The following is a 21,395-nucleotide window of genomic DNA, read 5'->3' as shown; positions in this document are numbered from 1 at the left end:
CATTCAGCGTTTGAACTTTTAAGAACTCCAAAATATGAAAACAGGCGAGGGAGAAATTATTACTACGCGTTTGGAAGATTTGCTCAATTGGGCAAGAGCTTCTTCGCTTTTTCCGATGAGTTTTGGGTTGGCTTGTTGTGCCATAGAGATGATGGCTACTTATGCCTCGCATTACGATTTAGATAGATTTGGCGTTATTCCTCGCACTTCGCCTCGCCAGTCTGATGTGCTGATAGTTTCGGGTACGGTTACGTTCAAAATGGCTGACCGCATACGCCGAATTTACGAACAAATGCCCGAACCTCGTTATGTAATTTCTATGGGCAGTTGTGCAAATTGTGGAGGTCCTTATTGGGAACACGGCTATCACGTGGTAAAAGGGGTTGATAGAATTATTCCTGTTGATGTATATGTACCGGGCTGTCCGCCACGACCCGAAGCCTTGGTAGGGGCTATTTTAGAACTGCAAAAGAAAATTTTGCAAGAAAAACCTTTATCAGACTTAAAAAAATCTACCGAAAATACTGCTTCGGACTGATTTTTGCTTATCTTTGCTTAAATGCTTTTGTGTAATGAATAGGTTTTGGATAGTTTTCGCTTTGCTTGTAGTTGTGCAAATGAGTTTTGCTCAATCTTATCAACAGCTTGAAAAGGAAAGAAAAGAACGGCAAAAAAAAATAAAAGAAATTTTGGGCGATGATGGCTCTACCGAAAATCCTACTTTTGATAAAGAAAGGCAAGTCAGCCTTACGGCGGAAACTGCTCTTTTAGAGGGTTTTTTTGATTTTTCTGTGGAAGAATATGAAAGTGCTTTGCCAAAATTCAAAAGGGCTCTTAAAATCAATCCTAAAAGCTCGGGTATCAATTATCAGATAGCCCTTACACTTTTGGAACTCAAACGATACAGCGAAGCCACCGAATACGCCAACGCCGCTATCAATCTGGAAAACCATATTCCTGATTACTATTTGCTACTTGTAAAAATTTACCAAGAACAAGGTCTTTTCGGCGAAGCGGCACGCACTTATGAAAAAATGTTTGATAAGAAACTTCCTAATACCGAAATTTACTGGAAAGATTTAGCAGAACTCTATCATAAAAAGCTCCAAAAATCTGAAAAAGCCCTCAAAATCTATGAAGATTTAGAACGCAAATACGGCATTATGGAGCATATCAATGCTCCCAAGCAAGAAATTTTTTTGGAGCAAAGAAATCTTACCGAAGCACTGAAAGAAGCAGAAAAATTAGTCAAATTTTACCCTGAAAAACCCGAGTGGCAAGCCAATTATGCCAAAATTTTGCTTTTGAGCGGAAAAGATGCTCAGGCGGAGCAGTTTTTATTGCCTAAAATCGGTTCAGATTACACGTTTCAAACCCATTTGCAACTTTTGCAAGCCTATCAAAAACAAAACAAAAACACTCAAAAAGAGCAATTAGTAGGCGATTTGCTGAAAAACAGCCAATTACCTGATGAGGTTAGGAGTGAAATCTTGAAAAATTTTGTAAATAAAACCGCTCAAAATTTTGAGCAAGTTGTGAAAAATACACCTCAAAACGCAGAAAGTTGGTTAATGCTTGCCAAAGAAGCAGAAAAACAAAAAGATTTCTCCAAAGCTCGTGAGGCTTACGTAGAGGTTGTGAAACTTGATAACAACAATTTTGAGGCTTGGAAAAAACTTTTATTGTATGATTGGCAACTTTATGAAATAGAACAATTGCTTGAACACTCCAAAGAGGCTTTAGAATTGTACCCTACTCAACCCGAAATATGGTGGTACAACGGCAAGGCTTATTTTGAACGCAAAAACTACAAAAAAGCTCTTGAAAGTTATGAGCAAGGAAAAAGTTTTACACGCAAAAATAAATCTGCTATTCTTGAAACCGCTATTGCTGAGGTTTATTTAGCAGAAAACAAAAGTAAGGAAGTTGAAAATATAATTGCAGAATTGCAGCCAACTCTTAATGAAAACAACGATTTTCTGAATTTTTATGCTTACTTTCTTGCTCACAAAAAACAAAAACTTGATGAAGCTCTGAAAATAGCTCGTAAGATTGTAGATTTAGAAAACGAAAATGGTGAGTATTTATACACGTTGGCTTACGTACAATATCGCCAAAATAAACTTTCCGATGCCCTAAAAACCCTTGAAAATGCCCTTAAATACAAACAAGGAGCAAAGTTGCAAGAACTTTTAGGCGATATTTATTTCAAAATGGGAGAGAAAGAAAGAGCCATAAGCCATTGGCAAAAAGCCCAAGACCTCAAAGGTGGTAGCACCTTGCTTTCTAAAAAACTAACCGACAAACAGCTTTACGAGTAAAATGAGTAACTCTATCGTTTCAAAACCAACTTCTACCTTATTTTTTATTCCCTTTGGGGGCTTGCACGGAAAAAAGGTCATTCTACTTTTTGCTTTTGCCTTTGCCTTGCTTTTTTTGGGTAGCTCTTGCCGAAAAAAGCGAATACAGCCCATCAAAGATAATACACAAATTATTCAAAATCCTTTGCCTGCGGGGCAAGATGTGCAAGAAAGCAAGGAAAACTTTTTTTCGCTTTCTCAGAAACCTGCTTTGCTGAATTTTAAGTACCTCTCTTCCAATTCCAAAATTGATTTCACAGACGGCACCAACGAGGAGAAATTCAAAACTACAATGCGAATTCGCAAGGATAGTGTTATTTGGCTTTCTTTGCAGGCAAATGTAGGCGTAGAAGGTATGCGTATTCTCATTGATAAAGACTCCATTCGCTTCCTGAATTATCAAGCCAAAACTTATCAGAGTTATTCTTTTGGGCAGTTAAGCGAACAATATGGCATCTCATTGAATTATGCTCTTTGTCAGGCTATTCTTATAGGTGAAATGCCTATTAAAGAATTTGACGAGAAAAAAGTGCTGAAAGATACTGCCCACTACATTATTCGTCAGAGAATGAATTTTTTGCAAATTGATAACTATTTGCGTTTGCAAGATAGTCAAATGGAAAAACTTTGGGTAAGCGATATGGAACGAGGCAGTCAGTTGCAGATTATTTACAGCAATTTTCAGCCGCTTGCAGAAGGGCTTTTCCCTGACAAAAATCAAATAACACTCAACTATCGGAACGCACAAGGGACTTTCCAACTCAAATTGGATATAGACCACAAAAAAACGAAAATTTCTGATACCCCCCTTGATTTTCCTTTCAGTGTTCCTAAAAAGTATGGACGATTGTAAAAACGCAAAAACTTTCACATTTTTGAGAATTTTTTGCAAAAGTTTTTATTTTTGTGCCAAAATTGCCTGATTTCGGCAGTTTTACGCCAAACTCATTTCTTTTATGAAGCATCTTGTGATTGTGGAGTCGCCAGCCAAAGCTAAAACTATTGAAAAGTATTTAGGTAAAGACTTCACGGTACGTTCCAGTTATGGGCATATACGCGACCTTCCCGAAAAAGGATTGGGTGTAGATATTGAAAAAAATTTTACACCTACTTACGAGATTTCGCCCGATAAGACGGCAATTGTGAAGGAACTCAAAAAAATGTCAAAAGAGGCTGAAAATGTTTGGCTTGCCACTGACGACGACCGCGAAGGCGAGGCGATTTCTTGGCATTTGAAAGAATCTTTGGATTTAGACGACAGCAAAACGAAAAGAATAGTTTTCAGAGAAATTACTAAAAATGCGATTCTGAAAGCTATCCAAAATCCGCGTAAAATTGATATAGACTTGGTAAATGCCCAACAGGCTCGCCGTATTTTAGACCGCCTTGTAGGGTATGAACTTTCGCCTGTACTTTGGAAAAAAGTCAAATCGGGGCTTTCGGCAGGACGAGTGCAGTCAGTTGCGGTGCGTCTGATTGTAGAAAGAGAAAGAGAAATTGAGAAATTTCAGGCGACTTCTACCTTCAAAATTACAGCTCAATTTGAAGTGGGTGGCGGAAAAACTCTCATCGCCGAACTCAAAGATAAAATTAGCACCGAAACTGAAGCACAAGCCTTTTTGCAATCTTGCATCGGTGCAAAATTTTCCATTAAAAATTTAGAAGTTAAACCCGCCAAAAAATCGCCTGCACCGCCTTTTACAACCTCTACGCTCCAACAGGAAGCGAGTCGTAAGTTAGGTTTTTCGGTTGCTCAAACAATGACAATTGCCCAAAAACTTTACGAAGCAGGTAAAATAACTTATATGCGTACCGACTCCACTAACCTTTCCCAAGAGGCTATCGGTGCGGCGGCAAAGGAAATTGAAAAGGCTTTTGGCAAAAACTTCGTACAATCGCGTCAGTACAAAACCAAATCCGAAACAGCCCAAGAGGCTCACGAGGCTATTCGCCCTACGGATTTTTCGGCACATCAAGTAGATGGCGACCGAAACGAACAACGCCTCTATGAGCTCATTTGGAAACGTGCAATCGCCTCACAAATGGCTGACGCTCAATTAGAACGTACTATTGCTACTATTGATATATCCACTAACCCCGCTTTATTTTTTGCCGAAGGGGAAGTAATCAAGTTTGAAGGATTTTTGAAAGTATATTTGGAAGATACTGACGAAGAAACTGATGAGGAAGGCACTAGCAAAATGTTACCACCTTTGCGAGTAGGACAAGATTTGCCACTGCTTGAAATGAAGGCTTTGGAGCGTTTTTCACGTCCGCCTGCTCGCTATACAGAGGCAAGTTTGGTAAAAAAATTGGAAGAATTAGGCATTGGCAGACCTTCCACTTACGCCCCTACCATTTCTACTATACTTAAAAGAGGCTATGTGGTAAAAGAAAATCGTGAGGGCAAAGAGCGAAAATATCAGGAGATAACCCTTAAAAATGGTAAAATCTCTGCCAAAACCAAAACCGAAATCGTTGGTTCGGAAAAAGCCAAACTTTTCCCTACTGATGTAGCTATGGTTGTGAATGACTTTCTGCAAAATCACTTTGAAAGCATTGTAGATTATTCTTTTACCGCCAAAGTAGAAAAACAATTTGACGAAATTGCCGAAGGCAAGCAAGATTGGGTGAAAATGATAAAAAACTTTTACAAAGATTTTCACCCCAAAATAGAAGAAACCGAAGAAATCAAGAAAAGTGAGGTAGTTGCCCATAGAGAGCTTGGCATACACCCTGAAACAGGCGAAAAAGTATTTGCCAAACTGGGAAAATATGGAGCTTATGTGCAGATTGGCGAAGCAGGTAGCGATAAAAAACCTATTTTTGCCAAACTCAAAAAAGGGCAATTTTTAGAAACGATTACCCTGCAAGAAGCCTTAGAGCTTTTCAAATTGCCTCGTGAGGTAGGCTCTTACGAGGGCAAAACGCTTACGGTGGCGATTGGTCGGTTCGGTCCTTATGTAAAAATGGGAAATGAGTTTTTTTCTTTGGGTAAAGATGATGACCCTTACAGCATTACCGAAGAAAGAGCCATTGAAATTATTGAAGCCAAACGCAAAGCTGATTCCGAAAAAACCATTAAAACTTTCCCTGAAAATCCCGAAGTACAAGTTCTGAATGGCAGGTATGGAGCGTATATCAAAGTTGGTAAGCAGAATGTCAAAATTCCCAAAGGTAAAGAACCCAAAACTCTAACACTTGAAGAGTGCTTGCAACTTGCCCAAGAACAAAACGATAAAGAAAAAACCAAAAGTGGAAGCAAGAAAAAATCTTGAGATGACCTGATTTTACACTTTCAAAATAAGCATTTGAAGTATGGCAAATAAATCACAAGTTACCCCCGAAGAAGCAACTTTGCAAAAAATTGTCGCTCACGCCAAGGAATACGGCTTTGTTTTTCCAAGTTCGGAAATTTATGATGGTTTGCAAGCCGTTTATGATTATGGGCAAAACGGCGTAGAACTCAAAAACAACCTCAAACAAATTTGGTGGAAGGCAATGACAATGCTCAACGAAAACGTCGTGGGTATTGATGCCGCAATTTTTATGCACCCGCTCGTATGGAAAGCCTCTGGACACGTGGATAGCTTCAACGACCCAATGGTAGATAACAAAGACTCCAAAAAACGCTATCGGGTAGATCATCTCATTGAGGCGAAAGCCTACGAGTACGAAGAGCAAGGCTTTCCCGACAAAGCCGCCGCACTTATTAGCCAAATGAATAGCTTGCTGGAAAAAGAAGATTTTGAAGGTTTGGGTAAGCTATTGCAGGAGGAAAAAATTGTTTGTCCGGTTTCGGGTACAAGCAATTGGACAGAGGTAAGGCAGTTTAATCTGATGTTTGGTACATTGCTCGGCTCAGTAGCTGATGAAGCCTCTGTGATTTATTTGCGTCCTGAAACAGCACAAGGTATTTTCGTCAATTTTTTGAATGTACAACAAACAGGCAGAATGAAAATCCCTTTTGGCATTGCTCAAATCGGAAAAGCCTTCCGAAATGAAATTGTCGCAAGGCAATTTATTTTCCGTATGCGTGAGTTTGAGCAAATGGAAATGCAATTTTTCTGCCGTCCGGGTACGGAAATGGAATGGTACGAATATTGGAAAGAAAAACGCTATAAGTTTTTGCTTGCTTTGGGTTTGCCTGCTGAAAAGTTACGTTTTCACGTTCACGAAAAGCTCGCTCATTACGCCAACGCCGCTTTAGATATTGAATATGAATTTCCTTTTGGCTTCAAAGAATTAGAGGGTATTCATTCTCGCACCGACTACGACCTAGGCAGGCATCAAGAGTTTTCTAAAAAGAAATTGCAATATTTTGACGATGAAATTACGGATAAAGCCAAGCAACGCTACGTACCCTATGTAGTGGAAACATCTATCGGTGCTGATAGATTATTTCTTGCTATTCTTTGTAATGCTTATACCGAAGAGGTGAAAATCAATGCCAAAGGGGAAGAAACTAAACGGATATTTTTGAAGTTTCACCCTGCAATTGCCCCTGTGAAAGTAGCGGTGTTCCCGCTTTTACGCAAAGATGGCTTGCCCGAAAAGGCTCGTGAAGTGTTTGAGCAACTGCGTTATGATTTCAATACAATTTATGAGGAAAAAGGTTCTATTGGCAAGAATTATACGCGTATGGATTTAATTGGCACGCCTTTCTGCGTAACCATAGACCACCAAACTCTGCAAGATAACACCGTTACTTTGCGTTACAGAGATACTGCCGAGCAGGTGCGTTTGCCAATAGCCGAACTTAATAGCGTAATTGAAAAAGAAGTTTCGCTTAAAAATATTTGGCAAAAGATTGTGTCCTAATATAGTTGTTTCAATTTTTTACTTTTTCGGTGCTTGAATGAGCCAAGCACCGAAAAAGTGTTAGCTTCAAATTTGCATTGGCACTTCTATCAGTAAAATTTGGGTATTTTCCTGAAATTCAATCTCAAAGTTATCTGTTTCCCACACCCCTAAAGCATCTCGCTTATTGAGTGCTTCTTGGGCAATTTGAGTTTTCCCTTCAATTACAAAAGCATACACACCATTCCCCTGTTTTTGAATTTGATAAGTTGTTGTTTTCCCCTTTTCAAAATTACCAAGCCAAAAGTAGGCATCTTGGTTTATCCAAAGGGCATCGGGTTTATCGGGAGCAACTATTACTTGTAAGCGGTTCTGATAGCTTTCAGGAGAGAAAGATTTCTGAGCATAACGAGGTGCTATGTTCCGAATTTTTGGAAAAACCCATATTTGCAAGTGTTTTGTAATTTGGTCGGCGAAGGCGTTTTTTCAGAGTGATAAATTCCTGTTCCTGCTGACATTATCTGCACATCATTTTTGAGAATTACCCCCGACTGCCCTGTGCTGTCAGCGTGAGCTAACCCTCCTTCCAAAGGGATGGTTACAATTTCCATATTATCGTGAGGGTGCGTAGCAAAACCTGTTCCCCCCAATATTTTATCATCATTCAACACTCGTAAAGCTCCAAAATGTATTTTTTCGGGGTTGTAATAATTCGCAAAGCTAAACGAATAATAGGCTTCTAACCAACCAAAATTAGCATAGCCTCTATCTGTGGCACGATGAATGACTTTTTTCATAAAATAAATGTTTTAACATCTATTGTTAAAACAATATTTTTACAAAAAAGTTTCAATTCTCTTTTCCGAGTTTCATCAAGCTATCGCGTTTTTTCTGCGTATTGGGTTTATTTTGCAGATTGGGCGTGCTTTGTGGCTTGTTTTCAGCGAGGGTACTCGTGGGTGTGTTAGGGGCTTTACGTGGTTTAGGAGGTTCTAAAATATTTTGCCTTGTGGGACGATACTCTTCTTGCCACGAAAAACCGCTCAATTTTTTATTTCCTTCTTGCAATTCGTGAGGAGGAATAAGCTCGCCGTTTATTTGCTCGTAAAAGGTAGCCTCTGAAAGTTCATTCTCTTCAAACTCGGCTTTGATACTCCCACAGATTACTTTGTACATTCCGATAAAATTCTCGTTTTCATCAAACTGAAAGTAAATACTTTCGCTATTGCCTCGTACGAATACCTTATCCATTTTGTTATCTTTCAGCAGGGCATCTATGAATTTGCCTTTGATTTGATTGAAATTACCTGCACTATCTTTGGAAATAATAAAGGCATTGTGTCGCATTACGAGCCTATCAGGTTTGTTGTTTTTAGTGAGAATGTGAATAGAATCGGCGAAAATTTGATTTTTTTTGCTCCACAGAATAGGCAAACGATAAAAATGTATTACCGAATCTTTCATATTGTAAGTGAGCGAATCGCAAAGTCCTTGCAAATTGCTTTTGTAAATTTTTACATTTCGGTAGGCAAAAAGCATTTTGGGTTCTTGTGCTTTGCGTAGGCTATCCTCTTCCATTTGTTTTTTCGTCTTTTTGGCTTTCTGCTCTTTATCTTCCATTTTTGTACCTATGGAAACAAGTGTATCAGCAACAATCCAGAGCGTATCTTTGTCTTCATCAATTATACGCATATAGGCTCTGCCCCCATAGAAACGAGAAATTCCCTGTCGCCCATTCATTTTACCTTTACCTGCATTGATGAACACGTTATCTTTCTTAGAAAAAAATTCCACATTACCTTCGGCTTCGCCTTTTTGCTGGTTTTGGTCATAATCTAAAAAATCGCCTTTGAGAGAGTACTCATCAGTTTCTATGCGAGGTTTGCCTTTGAGTTTGGATTTTTTGGTTTTGGTATTGAACTCGCCATCGGTAGTGTAAATAATGCCATCTTTGGTTTTAATTTGGGCTTCTTTGCCAAGAATTTTAATATTCTTGCTGAAATCGTTGTAAGAAAGGGTATCGGAACGAACTTCATAAGGCTCGCCATCTTCGCTGATACCTTTGGCTTTTACGTTCTTGCGGGCAAAAAGATTTTTGGTGTTGGTATCATAAGCCCCCGACTCGCTGGTAAGTTCGTTTTGAGCGTCAGAGAGTTTTCCTCCGCCATAGTAATACATAATTTTGGAATTGATGTTGTAGTCAATAGCGGGAGCTCGCACATTGGTTTGGTCTTTGGTGAAATTAGCATCACCGCGAGCCATTAGCGTTCCTGAATTAGCATCAAAATCCATTTGCCGAGCCGAAAGGGTTGTGCCTACATCATCAGTGATTTGTACATTTCCCATCGCCTTGATAAAATTCTTGCGAGGGTAGAAATACGCTGAATCGCAAAAAATATATCTATTGCCTTGCTTTACGGTGATATTTCTGCCCGTAACCTTGATAAGACTATCATAGCCAAAACCTTCGCTTTGCAAAGCTCCACTTAAAAGTTCTATGGGGTCGCCTTTTTCGTATTTAGCTGTGTCGTAAGGGAGTTTCTGGTAGCGAAAGGTATCTTTTTCAAAGACATTTTCGGGCAAGCGAGGCTTTTTCTTGGTTTTAGGTTGAGCCTGCAAAACAGTTGCTCCAAATACCAAAATCAGTCCTATAAGCCAACAAAAAGTTTTTTTTGCAAGCATTTTCCACCTAATTTTTCTTATTTTGCCTTGCAAAAATATTACCAAAAAAGCCAAAAGCCAAAAAAACTTATGTCAAATCAGGAAAAAATACAAATACTGCTTGCTGAAATCGGAAAAGTAGTGATAGGACAAGAAAAAATGATAAACCGCCTGCTCATAGGACTTTTCACCAATGGACATATACTTTTAGAAGGAGTGCCCGGTCTTGCTAAAACACTTACTATCAGCACACTTGCTAAAACACTTCATTTATCTTTCCAACGCATACAATTTACCCCCGACCTTTTGCCTGCCGATTTGGTAGGAACAATGATTTTTAATCCCAAAGAAGCCGAATTTGAAGTAAAAAAGGGCCCCATTTTTGCCAATCTGATACTCGCTGATGAAATCAATCGTTCGCCTGCCAAAGTACAATCGGCTCTTTTGGAAGCTATGCAAGAAAGGCAAGTAACCATCGGAGAAAATACCTATCCATTGGATTATCCCTTTTTAGTGCTTGCCACTCAAAATCCCGTAGAGCAAGAAGGCACCTACCCTTTGCCCGAAGCCCAAGTAGATAGGTTTATGATGAAAATTTTTGTGGGCTATCCGAGCAAAGAGCAAGAACTTGCTGTAATGCGAAAAATGGCAAATATCAATTTCAAACCCGAAATCAATGCAATACTGAATAAAGAAGATATTGCTAAAATTCGAGATGAAATCAATCAGATTACCATTTCCGAAACTTTGGAAAAATACATCATAGAGCTTGTATTTGCTACGCGTTATCCTGCTGAATATGGCTTAACACAAGAAGCTCAATACATTCAGTTTGGGGCATCGCCGCGAGCCTCTATCAGTATGAACCGAGCCGCCAAAGCCCTTGCTTATCTAAAACAACGAGATTTCGTTTTACCCGAAGATATCAAAGAGGTAGCTGTTGATGTACTCAATCATCGTATTATTTTGAACTACGAAGCCGAAGCCGATGGCATCAATACACGACAAATCATTGAAAATATACTCAAAAACGTGCCTATTACGCAGTAAAAATGTCAGCTTTGTATTTACATATTCCTTTTTGCAAACAGGCTTGCCATTATTGCGACTTTCATTTTTCCACGCAAATAGCCCAAAAAGAGAATATGGTGAAAGCTATTTGTCAGGAAATAGCACTGCAAAAAGATTATCTACAAAACAAAACGCTTCAATCTGTCTATTTTGGCGGAGGAACGCCCTCCCTTTTGAGCAAGCAAGATTTAGAAAAGATTTTTGAGCAAATTCAGCGTTTTTTTGCCCTTACACCTCAAACTGAAATCACGTTGGAGGCTAACCCTGATGATTTAACTTTGGAAAAACTGCACATTTTACGAAAAGTGGGTATCAATCGGTTGAGCATTGGTGTGCAGAGTTTTCATCAGCCTCATTTGATTTTTTTGCACCGCTCCCATACTGCTTTACAGGCGGAAAATTGCGTGAAAATTGCCCAAGACGTAGGCTTTTCAAATATCACCATAGATTTGATATACGCTATTCCCGCCGAAAATCACCACATTTGGGAACAAGATTTACAAAAAGCCCTTTCTTTGAATGTACCTCATATTTCAGCGTATTGCCTTACAATTGAACCTCGCACCGTTTTTGGCAAAAAACTTGAAAAACGTAAAATGCAACCCATTGACGAAACCTTTGCCCGCGAGCAAATGCAAATACTTATTAGCACGCTTACAAGTGCAGGGTTTGAGCATTACGAAATCTCAAATTTCGCAAGAAAAGGCTTTTACTCTAAACACAATTCTAATTATTGGTTAGGTGGTGAATATTTGGGGATTGGGGCTTCGGCTCATTCTTACAACGGCGAAAGCAGGCAATACAATATTGCTGATAACAAAAGTTATATTGCAGAAATTTTTGCAGGCAAAATACCAGCTACCATTGAGCAACTATCACCCAAAGAAAAACTGAATGAATATTTGCTCACAAGTTTGCGTACCCAATGGGGAGCAGAAAAAAGCAGAATACAAGCACTTGAACCTAATTTTTTCAGAGAAAATCGGGATTTATTGCAGAGATTTGAAAAACAAAACTTAATTTTTTGGAATGATGAGAGAATTTACCTTACTCACGAAGGTAAATTTTTTGCCGACCAAATCGCCGCAGACTTGTTTTGGGTTTAGCTAAATGAGCATTATACCTGCTCCAAACCTACCTGTTTGATTTTTATCTCGGCGAGCTGAAAAAAATAAGTCTTTTTCGGTGTAGGTGCATTGAGGCATTACTTCAATGTGTTTGCTAAGTACTCCTGCTTCTTGAAGTTGAAATAGATGCGAATATCGCAAATTGAAATGAAATTTCTGACTTTGAGCATTCCACAATAAGAAATTTTCTTTTGTTCCAAAAACTTTTTCCACTTCGCTTACTACCTCTTCGCCTACTTCGTATTTTTCTACGCTTATGCAAGGAGCTATGCCGACCCAAATATTTTCAGGTTTTGAGCCAAACTCCTTCTGCATTGTTTGTATCATTTTTTTGGGTAAAAGTTTGAGCGTGCCTCGCCAGCCTGCGTGTGCGGCTCCAATTACTTGTTTTTCAGGGTCGTAATACAAAGAACAAACACAATCGGCAGATTGCACCACAAGGGCAATATGTTTGTGTTTAGTGAGCAAGCCATCAGTATCGGGTAAGGCGTTGTTCCGAGAGAAAGCTCCTTTGCCACGTTCCAAAACAGAAATACACAAAATATTATCGCTATGGGTTTGACGTGGTACGCACCAATTTTCTAATGGCATTTGCGTAGCTTCGGCAAGTATTTTTCGGTTTTGTACTACATTTTCGGGCAAATCATCTGTGCCAAAACCTAAATTGAGGCTATCAAAAGGGGCGGCACTTACTCCACTTTGTCTTGTAGAGATAAAATGCTTAAGAAAAGAAAATTTTGCTAAAATCTGGAACTTTAAAAACATTGCTATACACTTTTCTGCTTTTTAAGTCAAAAAGTTTGCTTTTTCAACTCGTTTTATTCAACGAAAGAAGTAAAAAAAATTACTCTTCACAAATCTGTTCTAAACTATATTGAAATTTTACAAAAAAGCAAAAAATATCCAAACAAAAGCCTTTTACATTGTGTTGCAAAAGCACGAAAACACAGAAGGAAATGAGAGTTAGAATCGTTTTTGGCTTAAAAAACAAAGGGGCTTGCGTGCCTTTTCATCATCAACACTTGCTTTATGAGCTGGTAATGAGGCTATTACCTCCTACCTACAATCTTTACACTTACAGTTTTTCAGGTTTGAAAGGGCAAACTCAAACTACGCAAAAGGGATTGCATTTTTATTCCTCAAAGGTTACTTGGGTCGTTTCAAGTGTAAGCAAAAGTTTTCTAAAACAATTAGTTTCGGCTATTTTTCAGCAAAAAGAATTGCATATCGGCGAACTTTTGCTTAAACCTGAATATGTTGAAAAAGAACTTTTGCCCGATTTGAGCAATAAAACGCAGTTTTTATGTATTTCTCCGATAGTGCTTGCCAATCCGAATAAAAATAGTTTTTATGCCAAGCATTTTGTTTCCCCTTCGAGTAGTTTATTTTCTGATTTAATCTATGAGGCTACACTTTCGCGTATGGAAGCCTCTCATTTATACTCGCCTGATGAAATGAAAGAGTTTAGCAAATTTCAAATTGTTCCTGATGCAGAGTATTTGGAACGCATCAAAAACAATGACAAAAAATTTGCTCGCATCTATACTTTACAAGAAAGTGGTATTCGCTACGAAATACGAGGTTATACCTTTCCTTTTACCTTGTATGCTCACCCCAAAGTTCAGGATTTTGTTTTGGCTTGTGGGTTAGGCTCTTATACGTACAGGGGCTACGGAATGTTAGATTTAGCCGACCATAGCCAAACTCAAAAATTTATTTTGCCCCATTGGGAGATGATTGATGAAGATTTAGAAGTTATCAAAGTGAATACCAAAGATGAATTTTAAGTTCAAATTTTATAGCTTTGCCCAAATTTTAGCTTTTTCTGTATGCAAATAAAATACTGGATAAAGGCTTTTCGCTTGCGAACTTTGCCTTTGGCTTTGTGTAGCGTAGGAATGGGAGCTATTTTGGCGTATCAATATGGTAATTTTCAAGTAAAAATTTTTTGGCTTACGATTGCTACAACCACTTTTTTACAGATACTTTCCAACCTTGCCAACGATTATGGCGATGCTCGCAGTGGTATTGATAAAAACCGCAAAGGCGAGCAAAGAATGGTGCAAAGTGGTTTGATTAGCCACCAAGCGATGTTGAAAGCTGTATTTGTTTTTATTTTTCTTTCGCTTTTTTCGGGGATATGGCTTTTGTATGAAGCCTTTTTTAGGGGTACGCCACAAATCTATCGTTTTTTGAGCTTTTTAGGATTGGGTTTGCTTGCTATTGTTGCGGCAATAACCTATACAATAGGCAAAAAACCCTATGGCTATGTAGGTTTAGGAGATTTGGCGGTACTAATTTTTTTCGGTTGGGTAGGTGTGATAGGGGCTTTTTATTTACATACTCACCAATGGAACTGGTTAATTGTATTGCCTGCAACCTCTTGCGGATTGCTTTCGGTTGCTGTTCTGAACATCAACAATATACGCGATATAGAAAGCGATAGCCAAGCAGGAAAAAACTCTATCCCTGTGCGTTTGGGGAAAGAAAAAGCAGTATGGTATCATTATTTTTTGCTCATTACAGGTGTTTTGTTAGTTGTCTTGTACAATTTGCTTATTTCTGTTCCTCTACGACAATACCTATTTTTGCTTATTCTACCACTTTTGTGGAAAAATGCTTGGGCGGTTCGCCATTTACAAGGATTGCAATTAGATAGTTACCTTAAACAAATGGCTCTTACTACTTTGCTTTTTGTGATGCTTTTCGGAATAGGAATTTTTTGGCACTAAAAAGAAAAAGGATAGTTGAGACTATCCTTTTTTGTTTTTTTATTTTTGCAATTTTTCTTTTTCAGGTAGGGCTTCTTTGGCGGGTCTGCCGATGAAGCTCGCCATTGAGTTGTAAATATTCAGCCCCTTACCCACTACCAAATCAAAAAGACGTGTGGGCATAATGCCTCGCAAAATGGGTATCAGATGCACTGACCAAGGAGCTTTTACCTCTATTTCATTGTATTTTACTGCTTTAATAATTTGGTCAGTGATTTCTTCGGGCTCAAGCAATGGGGCTAAAAGAGGAGCTTCTACGCCTTCAAACATTCCTGTTTTGATGTAGCTGGGGCAAACCGTAGTAACGTGCAAATCCCCTTCCATTTCTTCTAACTCTAAACGCAAAGACTCCGACCAACCCAAAACCGCCCATTTGCTACCCACATACACACTCATTTTAGGATTAGCGAGCAAACCTGCCGCCGAGGCAATGTTGATGATATGTCCGCTTTTTTGCTTTACCATTTCGCCCACAAAGCATCGTGCTACGTGCATAACCCCTAATACATTGATACGAATGGTTTTTTCAATTTCTTTGTGAGAATGCTCGTGAAAATTTTTTCCAACTACAACCCCCGCATTATTAAAAAGAATATCTATTCTGCCCACTTCTGAAAGAGTAAGGGTTGCGGCACGTGTAATATCATCTAAATCGGAAACATCTACCACATAAGGATGCACCGAATAGCCTTTTTCGCTTAGTTCTTGGGCTGTTTTCTCTAAATTTTCAGCATTGATGTCCCAAATTATCAAATCAGAAGCTCCTTCACGCAAACATTTTTCTCCCAAAAGTTTGCCAATGCCGTTGGCTCCACCTGTAACCAAAACTTTTTTGCCTACAATCTTTGTCATAAGATTTCAGTTTTTGTGCGAATTTACAAATAAAATTTGGTAAATGCTCGGCTTGCAGAAAGTTTTTTTGCAAAAAATAACTGCCTTCTAAAAAGTAGTGTAAAAAATAGTTTTCTTTTGAAAAAAATGCTATTTTTGCACCTCAAAAATATTTCGCAAACGTTAAAGAGCGGTATTGTTTATGATGGAAGAAGATAAAGTACTCGGTAACCAAGCAAACTTGGTGGAAACGGCATCTGAAAGCCTTGTTTCAGAAACAGAAGAAAATCACACAGAAGATTTTTCTCATTATTCAGCCGAACAACTCCTGCATTTGGTTGAAAAATATCATAAAAAAGAACTGCCCGAGCAAGAGGTAGAAGAGGCTTATCAGCTATTAAGGCAAATAAAGCGTGTTTTTGATGCTTGGGTGGCTCATCAGAAAGAGGAAGCCTTACATAAATATATTGCCGAAGGAGGAGAAGAGGATAGTTTTATCTATAAGCCAAGTCTTACAGAAGCGAAATTTTATCAGATATACAATCAGATTGCCAAAAGTCGCAAAGAAATACAGAAGAAAATAGAAGAAACACTCCAAAAAAATTTGGAACGCAAAAAAGAAATTATTGAAAAATTGCGTGAGCTTATACAACTCGAACAAGAAAGCCGACAGACCAACGAAATGGTCAAGAACTTGCAACAAGAGTGGCGTAAAATAGGAAACGTACCCAAAGGGCAATCAGGAAATTTATGGGCAAGCTATAATGCCCTGATTGATATGTATTACAGCCGATTAGGCATTTATAATGAACTCAAAGAACTTGACCGAAAACGCAATTACGAAGCCAAACTTGCCATCTGCGAAAAAGCAGAAAAATTGGCAGAGTTGCCTTCTATCAAAGAGGCTATCAAGCAACTTACCGATTTACACGAAGAATACAAACACATCGGACCCGTGGGTAGCAAAGAAGACCAAACAGCTCTTTGGGAGCGTTTCAAAAAAGCCTCTGATGTGATTTATAGCCGTAAAAAAGAACTCATAGAAGAACGTAAGAAAGAGCTTCAAGAAAATCTTGCTAAAAAAGAGGCTCTCTTGCACAAAGCAAAAGAATATGCAGATTTTTCGGGTGAGAAAATCAAGCAATGGCAAGATGCTACCCACTATCTTATGGAACTGCAAAAAGAATGGGAAGCCATAGGACAAGTTCCTTTGGAAAAATCCAAAGAAATCACCAAAGAATTTTGGCACTGCTTCAAGATCTTTTTCCGCAGAAAATCTGAATTTTTCAAGAGTTTAGACGAAAATCGTCAGAAAAATTTAGAACAAAAAATTGCCCTTTGTGAAAAAGCAGAAAGTTTGACCAGCAACGCTACTGAAGGAAATTTAGAGGAAATTGCTGAAGAACTCAAAAAACTCCAAGAGCAGTGGAAAGAAATTGGAGCTGTTCCTGAAAACCAAAAAGAAGCTATTGCTGAACGTTTTAGAAAAGTGTTAGACGAATTTTTTGACAAACGCCGTAGCTTTTTTGCAGAAAAAGATAAGGAAGAAAAAGAAAATTATGACAAGAAAAATGCCTTGTGTGAGCGTCTGAAAAATTACTCTGCCGAAGATTTAGCAAATTTGGATATAGAAAGCCTTATTGACCAAGCCATTGAAGAGTGGAAATCTATTGGCTTTGTACCACGCAAACAAATTACCAAAATCAAAGATAAATTCTATAATGCTCTCAAATCGCTTGCAAAAAAAGTAGAAGACGGCGAAAAGAGAGATTATGTTGATTTGATTGTGGAAATTAAATGGGCAAACCTCAATGGTAAAAATTCTGCCAAAGACCTCGCCAAAAAAGAACAAGCTATTCGTAAGAAAATTTCACTATTGGAAGATGAAATTTCAACGCTTAACAATAATTTAGGATTTTTTGAGGTTTCGGGCAAAGAAAATGCTATTCGGGGTAGTTTTGAAGAAAAAATTCGCAAAACAGAGGCTCAAATCAAAAGCCTTAAAAATCAGCTTAAAATGATTAGAAACTTTTAAGCAAACGTATATCTAAAAAATTTGCAATATGTCGGTGGGCTTTCATAGAAAAGCCCACTTTCCATTTCTGCCAAACCTGATAAGTAAGCCCCCAACGATGATACCACCAATGAAAAAAATCGGTGTCATTGTAAAGATATAAACCTAAATGCTGTGTGAAACGAAACCTACCCAGAGCAAACTGATGCCCTGCAAATACCCCCCAACGCCAAGCATTTTGAGATAAATTGGCTTGCCTGATACGTTCTTGCAGTGAGCCGTCCCAATACACTTCTGTTCCGCCGCCTACAATACTCAAACGTCCTATTTGTTTGTGCAGTTGCCCACCTACTCCGAATATCATAAAACGTTCTTTTTGCCCCACACCTGCCCCTTTGTTTGAAAGAAATAAGAATGCCTCTCTTTCCCATTCTGGGTGGGGCTGAAAGGGAGTTTTCGGACGTTGAGGAATTTCAAAAGGGTGTAAAGTATAAAGCAAACCTACGGAAGTAGTAATCCAGTTGATACCCTTATTAGGGTCTTTGATGCCTCCATTAGATATGTGCTGATAATTGATTTGCCATTGAAAATGCCAAAATTTATTTACACGCACTTGTAAGCCTCCTGCTACATTCAAATAAGCACTCATAGGCAAGCTGTAAGAGCGATTGTTCGGATTTTTAATTGAGTCAAAAGGATTAGTAAGATAAGAAAAACCCGCAATTCCTCGTAATGTAAATTGTAAGCGTTTGGAAAGATAAAAAGTAGGTTCTAAAAAATAACCTACTTGAAGGCTATGCCCCAAAACTGCGTTGTCGTAGTTATAGTAGCTAAAAACCAGCCCCGATTGTGGATAGCAAAGACAATTTTGCCAAACTTTTTCAGAAATTTTTTGCCAATTTGCCTCCAATTGCAATCCCCAAGGATACGAGCCTGCTGTATTTTCCACTTCGGGAGAGTGGGCAAAGATAGTTCCATAATGTAACTGCCCCCCCAAACGAAAAATACTTTTGGTGCTATCATTTTGGGTAAAAGCTTTATGAAAAATACAGAAAGCAAGAATCCAAGCAGTACATCTCATAAATTCAGCTTAAACGCCCTCAAAAACAAACGGCTGCTTATGAATGTTTTGAAATGAGCTATTTGATTTACTTAGTCTCTAATAACTGCTCCCAAATCTTTTCTAAACCCTTCCATAAGTTTCTGCATAGTTTTATCAATTTGCGATTCGGTAAGGGTTTGCGTTTCGTCTTGCAAAATAAAACTAACGGCATAAGACTTCTTTCCTTCACCTATTTGCTCTCCCTCATACACGCTAAAAATATTTACAGCTTTGAGCAATTTTTTCTCCAAAGCAAAGGCTTTTTGTTCTACTTCTTGGTAAGAAACGGATTTATCTAAAACCAAAGACAAATCGCGGCGAACTTCGGGGAATTTGGGGATTTCTTGGTAGGTAAATTCATCATTGTATTGTGCTATGAGCCAATCCCAATCTAATTCGGCATAAAACACCGAGCCTTTCAAATCTGCTGTTTTGAGAATATAAGGTTGTAGTTCTCCTATTTGAGCAAAAATTTTATCATTTTTTTGTAACGCCAAGCCGTAAGCAAAAACTCGCTCATCTGCCTCTTGTTTTCTAACATCAGAAACTTTCAGACTTTGCAATATTTTATCCACAATATTATACAAATGATGAAAAGTAGTTTTGGGTGCAGGGCTATGTTGCCAGCCTTCGGCATTCCAATTGCCTGTTACCCAGAGAGCTAATTGGGTTTGCTCTTCATATTTTTCGCTTACACTACCTTGTGAGCCTTTTTTACGATAGATTTTGCCAAATTCAAAAATTTTAATATCTCTTTGCTTGCGATTTAGGTTGTAGGAAATGGCTTCTAATCCCGAAAAAATCAAACTCTGACGCAATACTTCTAACTCTTCGCTCAACTTATTAAGAATAACCACATTTTGAGATTTATCAATATTTTTCAATATCTGGGCATACTCAGGTTTAGTAAGGGAATTAGTGATAATTTCATTAAAGGCGTTTGCGGTAAGAATTTCCGTGATTTTTTGTTGAAGTTTGTGCTTATCTGTTTTAGGAAAGGAAGCTATAAAAGAAGCACTTAAATTTTCACTAAATTCAATGTTGTTGAAGCCATAAATGCGTAAAATTTCCTCTACAATATCAGCTTCTTTACGCACATCTACACGATAAGGAGGCACACTCACGCTAAATCCTTGTGCTGTTTCATTTGTAATTTTAATTTCTAAACCTTTGAGAATGTTTTTGATGAGCGTTCTATCCAAAGATTTACCAATAAGTCTGTCCAAGTTTTTGTAACTTACTTCAAAATTGAAATGTGTAATTGGTTGTGGGTAAATATCAATAATTTCAGAAGCGACTTTGCCCCCTGCTACCTCAGAAATCAGTATAGAAGCAAATTTGAGGGCATATACGGGCATATTGGGGTCTGTGCCACGCTCAAAGCGGAAGGAAGCGTCTGTTTTGAGGCTATGTCTTTGGGCTGTTTTACGAATAGTATCAGGGTGGAAATAGGCACTTTCAAGAAATATTTTGGTGGTATTTTCAGTAACACCCGAATGTAGCCCCCCAAAAACACCTGCCAAAGCAAGAGGTTTTTCAGTGTCGCAAATCATTAGGTCTTGGGCAGAAAGTTTGCGTTCTATGCCGTCAAGTGTTACGAATGGTGTATTTTCGGCAAGTTTTTTGACAATAATTTTGCCCCCTGCAATACAATCGGCATCAAAGGCGTGTAGGGGTTGCCCTAAATGATGTAAAACGTAGTTTGTAATATCAACAACGTTGTTGATAGGGTTCAGACCAATGGCTTTTAATCTATTTTTCAGCCAATCGGGAGAGGGTTGCACGCTTACACCTTCAATGAGAATTCCTGCATAGCGAGGGCAGGCTTGGGTATCTTCTACAATTACCTGAATAGCTTTGCCTAAACCTTCTACGAATTGAGCATTTGAGGGCTGGCATAGTTCTTTTTGTAAAAGCACTTTCAAATCTCGGGCTACGCCTAAATGTGAAGCGGCATCAATGCGGTTGGGAGTAAGCCCTATTTCAAAAATATAGTCTGTTTCAATGTTGAAAAATTCTGTGGCAGGTGTGCCGTTAGGTAAATCTGTTTGCAGAACTATTATTCCTTCGTGAGATTCACCTATGCCGATTTCATCTTCGGCACAAATCATACCTATGGACTCTTCGCCACGAATTTTGGCTTTCTTAATGGTAAAAGGCTCACCTGTTGTAGGATATAAGGTAGTACCTACCGTAGCTACTACTACTTTTTGCCCTTGGGCAACATTGCTTGCACCACAAACTATGGGCAAAGTTTCTGAGCCAACACTAACAGTAGTTTTGGAAAGTTTATCGGCGTTGGGGTGTTTTTCACAAGTAAGTACCTCGCCAATTACCAGACCTTCAAGGGCATTATTGAGCTTTTTGCCTTGATATAAATATATTTTTTCTACGCTTTCCACTTCCAAACCTGCTTGGGTAAGTACTTGGGCAAGGTGTTCAGGTGTTTCGTTGAGGTCAAGAAAGGTTTTGAGCCAATTGTAAGATATTTTCATACTACATTATTTACTTGCAAAGATACGCTAATTTTGATGTAAGGCAAATTTACTTGCGTACAGAAAAATAAAGGACTTCCGTTGGGAAGCCCTTTGTAGTGAGATGCAGGGGGGAAATTATTTTTTCTTTCCTCCTGATTTTGCGGTAGATTTTCCGCCAGAG

General features: G+C 38.6%; 17 protein-coding genes. 10 read left to right on the top strand and 7 right to left on the bottom strand.

What is annotated here, in order from left to right; translation table 11 throughout:
* Positions 1 to 34 precede the first annotated feature (34 nt).
* From Rain11_RS09785 to Rain11_RS09765, 5 genes are all read left to right on the top strand, one after another.
* On the top strand, positions 35 to 538 hold the full coding sequence (locus Rain11_RS09785) for an NADH-quinone oxidoreductase subunit B (protein ID WP_101359181.1): 504 nt from the start codon (positions 35 to 37) through the stop codon (positions 536 to 538).
* A 34-nt stretch (positions 539 to 572) separates the two neighbouring features.
* Positions 573 to 2,321, top strand: a complete 1,749-nt coding sequence (locus tag Rain11_RS09780) for a tetratricopeptide repeat protein (protein WP_101359180.1) — start codon at positions 573 to 575, stop codon at positions 2,319 to 2,321.
* 1 nt (position 2,322) lies between these two features.
* Positions 2,323 to 3,213, top strand: a complete 891-nt coding sequence (locus Rain11_RS09775) for a DUF4292 domain-containing protein (protein ID WP_101359179.1) — start codon at positions 2,323 to 2,325, stop codon at positions 3,211 to 3,213.
* A 103-nt stretch (positions 3,214 to 3,316) separates the two neighbouring features.
* Positions 3,317 to 5,638, top strand: coding sequence for a type I DNA topoisomerase (gene topA / locus Rain11_RS09770; RefSeq protein ID WP_101359178.1), 2,322 nt, complete (start codon positions 3,317 to 3,319; stop codon positions 5,636 to 5,638).
* 40 nt (positions 5,639 to 5,678) lie between these two features.
* On the top strand, positions 5,679 to 7,181 hold the full coding sequence (locus tag Rain11_RS09765) for a glycine--tRNA ligase (protein WP_101359177.1): 1,503 nt from the start codon (positions 5,679 to 5,681) through the stop codon (positions 7,179 to 7,181).
* A 66-nt stretch (positions 7,182 to 7,247) separates the two neighbouring features.
* On the opposite strand, the gene Rain11_RS14100 is transcribed toward Rain11_RS09765, so the two are convergent.
* Genes Rain11_RS14100 through Rain11_RS09755 form a run of 3 tightly spaced genes read right to left on the bottom strand, consistent with a single transcriptional unit; the run spans position 7,248 to position 9,842 of the window.
* A complete protein-coding gene (locus Rain11_RS14100) occupies positions 7,248 to 7,613 on the bottom strand; it encodes a pirin family protein (protein WP_243390578.1) in 366 nt (121 codons plus the stop codon).
* Positions 7,577 to 7,957: a pirin family protein gene (locus tag Rain11_RS14095; RefSeq protein ID WP_243390577.1), complete on the bottom strand. Its 381-nt coding sequence runs from the start codon at positions 7,955 to 7,957 to the stop codon at positions 7,577 to 7,579. Before Rain11_RS14095 ends, Rain11_RS14100 begins: the two co-directional genes overlap by 37 nt.
* Before the next feature lie 52 nt (positions 7,958 to 8,009).
* Positions 8,010 to 9,842, bottom strand: a complete 1,833-nt coding sequence (locus Rain11_RS09755) for an OstA-like protein (protein ID WP_101359176.1) — start codon at positions 9,840 to 9,842, stop codon at positions 8,010 to 8,012.
* A 69-nt stretch (positions 9,843 to 9,911) separates the two neighbouring features.
* Here Rain11_RS09755 and Rain11_RS09750 point away from each other — a divergent pair, with 69 nt between their 5' ends.
* Together Rain11_RS09750 and hemW are read left to right on the top strand one after the other, a co-directional pair.
* Positions 9,912 to 10,871, top strand: a complete 960-nt coding sequence (locus Rain11_RS09750) for an AAA family ATPase (protein ID WP_101359175.1) — start codon at positions 9,912 to 9,914, stop codon at positions 10,869 to 10,871.
* Between the two features lie 2 nt (positions 10,872 to 10,873).
* Positions 10,874 to 11,998: a radical SAM family heme chaperone HemW gene (gene hemW / locus Rain11_RS09745; RefSeq protein ID WP_101359174.1), complete on the top strand. Its 1,125-nt coding sequence runs from the start codon at positions 10,874 to 10,876 to the stop codon at positions 11,996 to 11,998.
* Here hemW and pgeF read toward each other — a convergent pair whose 3' ends face one another.
* On the bottom strand, positions 11,999 to 12,784 hold the full coding sequence (pgeF, locus tag Rain11_RS09740) for a peptidoglycan editing factor PgeF (RefSeq protein ID WP_101359173.1): 786 nt from the start codon (positions 12,782 to 12,784) through the stop codon (positions 11,999 to 12,001).
* A gap of 191 nt (positions 12,785 to 12,975) precedes the next feature.
* Here pgeF and cas6 point away from each other — a divergent pair, with 191 nt between their 5' ends.
* Entirely contained in the window at positions 12,976 to 13,806 is an 831-nt protein-coding gene (cas6, locus tag Rain11_RS09735) for a CRISPR-associated endoribonuclease Cas6 (protein WP_101359172.1), read from the top strand.
* 42 nt (positions 13,807 to 13,848) lie between these two features.
* Positions 13,849 to 14,751 carry a 1,4-dihydroxy-2-naphthoate polyprenyltransferase gene (locus Rain11_RS09730; RefSeq protein ID WP_101359171.1) on the top strand — a complete coding sequence of 301 codons (903 nt, stop codon included), beginning with the start codon at positions 13,849 to 13,851 and terminating at the stop codon, positions 14,749 to 14,751.
* A gap of 39 nt (positions 14,752 to 14,790) precedes the next feature.
* Here Rain11_RS09730 and Rain11_RS09725 read toward each other — a convergent pair whose 3' ends face one another.
* Positions 14,791 to 15,642 carry an SDR family NAD(P)-dependent oxidoreductase gene (locus Rain11_RS09725; protein WP_101359170.1) on the bottom strand — a complete coding sequence of 284 codons (852 nt, stop codon included), beginning with the start codon at positions 15,640 to 15,642 and terminating at the stop codon, positions 14,791 to 14,793.
* A gap of 181 nt (positions 15,643 to 15,823) precedes the next feature.
* Here Rain11_RS09725 and Rain11_RS09720 point away from each other — a divergent pair, with 181 nt between their 5' ends.
* The gene (locus Rain11_RS09720; RefSeq protein WP_101359169.1) at positions 15,824 to 17,656 is read left to right on the top strand and encodes a DUF349 domain-containing protein; all 1,833 of its coding nucleotides are present in this window, start codon (positions 15,824 to 15,826) and stop codon (positions 17,654 to 17,656) included.
* Here the strand turns inward: Rain11_RS09720 and Rain11_RS09715 are convergent.
* Both Rain11_RS09715 and pheT read right to left on the bottom strand, forming a co-directional pair.
* On the bottom strand, positions 17,643 to 18,716 hold the full coding sequence (locus tag Rain11_RS09715; protein WP_101359168.1) for an acyloxyacyl hydrolase: 1,074 nt from the start codon (positions 18,714 to 18,716) through the stop codon (positions 17,643 to 17,645). The two genes, Rain11_RS09720 and Rain11_RS09715, sit on opposite strands and share 14 nt — an antisense overlap.
* A gap of 71 nt (positions 18,717 to 18,787) precedes the next feature.
* On the bottom strand, positions 18,788 to 21,232 hold the full coding sequence (gene pheT / locus Rain11_RS09710; RefSeq protein ID WP_101359167.1) for a phenylalanine--tRNA ligase subunit beta: 2,445 nt from the start codon (positions 21,230 to 21,232) through the stop codon (positions 18,788 to 18,790).
* Between the last annotated feature and the right edge of the window lie 163 nt (positions 21,233 to 21,395).

This window comes from Raineya orbicola (assembly GCF_002843425.1).
GTDB lineage: Bacteria > Bacteroidota > Bacteroidia > Cytophagales > Thermonemataceae > Raineya > Raineya orbicola.
Note: the sequence above shows the minus strand (reverse complement) of the source record. Positions and strands in the feature narration are given on the sequence as shown.